The organism is Klebsiella sp. AqSCr (assembly GCF_008452795.1).
Classification (GTDB): domain Bacteria; phylum Pseudomonadota; class Gammaproteobacteria; order Enterobacterales; family Enterobacteriaceae; genus Klebsiella; species Klebsiella pneumoniae.
The window spans coordinates 1-2617 of record NZ_MJDM01000018.1 but is presented as its reverse complement, the minus strand read 5'-3'; the positions used below and the strand labels follow the sequence as shown (position 1 = coordinate 2617).

The 2617-nt window shown below is 51.2% G+C and carries 3 protein-coding genes; 1 reads left to right on the top strand and 2 read right to left on the bottom strand.

What is annotated here, in order from left to right:
• Nucleotides 1-50: 50 nt before the first annotated feature.
• Nucleotides 51-197: a DUF2778 domain-containing protein gene (locus tag BHE81_RS28980; RefSeq protein ID WP_232685507.1), complete on the bottom strand. Its 147-nt coding sequence runs from the start codon at nucleotides 195-197 to the stop codon at nucleotides 51-53.
• Between the two features lie 388 nt (nucleotides 198-585).
• On the opposite strand from BHE81_RS28980, the gene BHE81_RS25525 reads away from it, so the two are divergent.
• A complete protein-coding gene (locus tag BHE81_RS25525; protein ID WP_004118212.1) occupies nucleotides 586-1659 on the top strand; it encodes an FUSC family protein in 1074 nt (357 codons plus the stop codon).
• A gap of 107 nt (nucleotides 1660-1766) precedes the next feature.
• Here the strand turns inward: BHE81_RS25525 and BHE81_RS25520 are convergent.
• Nucleotides 1767-2617: DEAD/DEAH box helicase (locus BHE81_RS25520; protein ID WP_149888849.1), on the bottom strand; the 851-nt coding region annotated here is incomplete at its 5' end.

Below are 2617 nucleotides of genomic sequence, written 5' to 3'. Positions count from 1 at the left end.
TCGGGAAGATGCGTGATCTGATCCTTCAACTCAGCAAAAGTTCGATTTATTCAACAAAGCCGCCTGAACGTCGCACCATTCATGACCTGGTTGTAACGATCCCGAACACCGGCATTAACGTGCGATCGGAGTCCACCTTCAGGACGATTAACAATCCAGTATTTACCCACCGGAACCGGGCCTGCGGTCGGCTTCATGTCACAAGCCCCTCGATTGCGATAAATACCATCGCCAGAAAACGCTAAAAATGTTCCGGCCCCAGCAAACGATAACGGCGAGTCATGCGCATCGTTGATGACAAACCTTCCATGCAGAGTCATGCACCACCCAATATCCTTTTTTGAACTGTAGATTAAGGTACAGGCTGCTTAGTAGACAATCTATGTTAATAATATGATTTTATTTGAAATAATCTTATTTTATGTTGGTAGTCAGTGCCTGGCGGCGGTATATCAATGCTCAGAGAAGCATCAGAACGCATAATCCTGCCCCCTTTTCCCGCAATGTGATCTACTATTTCGGGCATCTGTTCGGGTCGTCCAGAACCGTGAATCATCATGCGCATCATCGCTGAGGAGTTTCCTGTTGCATTGGTTAGTTCGTCTACGCCTGGCCTGGCGCCAAATCACCACTGGATTTCCTTCACGTGCGAGGCTGGCAGCGCGCGATGCGCTTGCTACGGCACTGGCCTGCCTGCTGGCATGGTTACTGGCGGTATGGCTGTTAGGACATGAGCATCCTACGTTTGCCATCGTCAGCGCCGTGGTATGTCTTGCTCCGGGTGTACCCAGTCACCTGAAACAGGCCAGAAATCTGGTTATTGGCTGTACGTTCGGTATCGTGATGGGGGAGTTGATGTGGCAGCTCCCCGATACTCATCCACTGGTGCGGATGAGCATTGGTATGTTCTTCGCTATTTTGTTGGGCGCCGCCATCGGCCCGGCTCCGGTGGTCCCCATCCAGGCTGGAGTATCGGTGGCTCTGGTTCTTGCCATGGGGCCTGAAAGCGCGGGCGGTACACGTTTAGTGGACGTTCTGCTGGGAGCCTCTGTCGGATTATTATTCAGCCAGGTGCTCTTTACGTCTAATCCATTCAGCGACATTGGGCGTTCAACCTCCGACTTCCTGCGTCAGATTGGTAATGGACTGGATCGAATGCTACGAGCCTGTGAGGTGCAAAGCAGTAAGGGAGCAGAGGCCGCTTTGAGTCAGCTTTCAGAGGCTCAGGCCGCTCTGGCCGCTCTTCGCGCCGCTGTAGCTGAAGCACAGGTCAGTAAACGCTGGTCACTACGGGGTCGGCTAAACGCCGGGCGGCTTGCCACCGTCACACAGCGTTACGACCGCCATGCAATCCGGGTATACGCGACTTCCCTTTTATTAGCGGAAAGTCTCAGCCGGGCCATGTCACACACCCATACTCCACCACCAACTGTCGTGATGACGTATTGTCAGTGGTTGTCGGATAGCTGCATGGTACTAGCCCGTCAATCCGCCGTTGTTGCGCTTAAAGAAAGTGACCCACAGGCTTGTATGGGAACACCACCTCAGTCCACCGCTGACCAGCGCCATGAACTACCGCCAGAATGGCTCACGGTAGAAGATAATGCACGGCAACTGGAGCATGCCTTACAGGCACTGCTGGGCTCACGTGACGCATGATTGTCACGCAGAGATACCAGTATTCTACACGACCGTTGACATTCAGCGGTCTACTCCATCTCTGCCGCCAGGCCAACTATAGGGCAGGATCGTCTACCGGGGCGGGGTCAGTCCAACGCCCCTTTCAAAATGTCCTCAAAACCAGCGCCACTCAAGTCAGGAGTTGCACACAGCATATCTCTTGCTAATGAACGCCGCCGCAGCAGAAGGTCATCCAGAGTTTCTTCAAATGTGGTGATTTCGGGATCCCTCACCGTCGGATAATAAACATACACATCTTTAATTTGCCCAATCCGGTACGCCCGATCTGTTGCTTGATCTTCTTTGGCTGGGTTCCAGCAACGAGTGAAATGAATAACATGATTGGCTTTCTGTACGTTAACACCGAAACCGACTGCAACCGTAGAGAGAATAATCACCCCAAATCCAGGATGAACCTGGAAATCATCGATCAGCCTCTGGCGGCTATTCTGACTATTACTTTTAGTGCTGGTATCACCGTTAATAATGACAGGGCGGATACCAAACTTTTGATGGATCGCATGCTGAAGTTCACGCTGTAAGTCTCGAAGCTCAGTAAAAATAATGACTTTATCTTTCGTAGTGCTTTTTATTTCTGCGAGTATTTTCAGCAACCAGTTAAGCTTGGGTGAGTTATCACGAAAACGCGGCTCTGGATTGACAACTGCAGGGTGTGCGCAAATAAGCTTCAATCGGTGTAGCAACCCCAGCATACCTGTTCCAGCCTGCTGCATGCCTTCGCTCAGCGCCTGTTGCTGTTGCCAGTTTGCAACAGACGAAAGGTAGAGCTGTTTTTGCACTCCAGACAACATCAACTGCTTGCAACTTTCCACTTCAATTTTCTGTGGTAAATCACGCGCAACCTCTTCTTTAGTTCGGGGCTTTGTTGAATAAATCAGATTTCGGGTAAGTCTCCCCCGTAGCGGGTTGTGTTTTC

Excerpts from the sequence above, each read along its gene's own strand:
- BHE81_RS28980 (WP_232685507.1), bottom strand. The coding sequence starts at position 197 with ATGAAGCCGACCGCAGGCCCGGTTCCGGTGGGTAAATACTGGATTGTT.